The sequence below is a fragment of the Streptomyces sp. NH27 genome (assembly GCF_056859195.1).
Window position 1 is genome coordinate 1 of sequence record NZ_JACEGK010001043.1, and the last position, 713, is coordinate 713.

Consider the following 713-nt stretch of genomic DNA (forward strand, 5'->3'; position numbering starts at 1 on the left):
CTGCGTGTCGCTGTCGGCCGTGTGCCGCCCGTGCGCTGTGTTGCTGTCGGCGGTGTGGCCGGTCCTGTGGGTCCCGTGGTCCGCCCGGCCGTCCGGCTGTGCCCCCTGCTGCTGGTCGGGTCTGGCCGCCGGGCCGGAGGCAGCCCCGGCACCGGCCGCGGGCACCACCCCGCCGGTACCGGACACCGGCCGGCCGGCCGAGCCCGGGCACGCCGACGACTTCGCCGGCGGCCTGGCCGTCGACGTGCCCGACGCCCTGCGGGAGATCACCGAGCACCGGGCCGTCCTGGTCCTGACCGGCGCCGGCGCCGACACCGCGCTCACCGCCCTGGCCAACTGGCCCCAGACCGAGGGCGTCCAGCCCGTGCACGTGCCCGGACGCGACCGCTCCTCGCTGGTGAGCGCCCTGTTCACGCACCTGGGCCTGGACCATCACCACCGCCGGCCCCGCGCCCTGGCCGCCGCCGTCGACCTGATCGCCGCCGAGCTGCGCCGCGCCCCGCGCCCGGTGCTGCTGCCGGCCGCCCACAACTTGCGCACCGAGGCGCTGGAGCAGCTCTACAGCCTGTGGTCCGGCGTGCGTTTCCCGCTGGTCCTGGCCGGTGACCGGCGCCTGGACGACGTCCTGGCCCGGCCCGCGCTGGCCGGCCTGAACTCCCAGGTGCGCATCCGGCACGACCTCGGCCCGGCCGCGGACCCGGGCGGCCCAGGCG

At 78.4% G+C, this 713-nt stretch carries 1 protein-coding gene; it reads left to right on the plus strand.

Going from position 1 to position 713, the window contains the following annotated elements; genetic code table 11:
• Positions 1–52 precede the first annotated feature (52 nt).
• Positions 53–713, plus strand: a 661-nt coding sequence (locus tag AC13HU_RS37920) for a TniB family NTP-binding protein (protein ID WP_483046542.1), incomplete at its 3' end; no start/stop codon positions are given.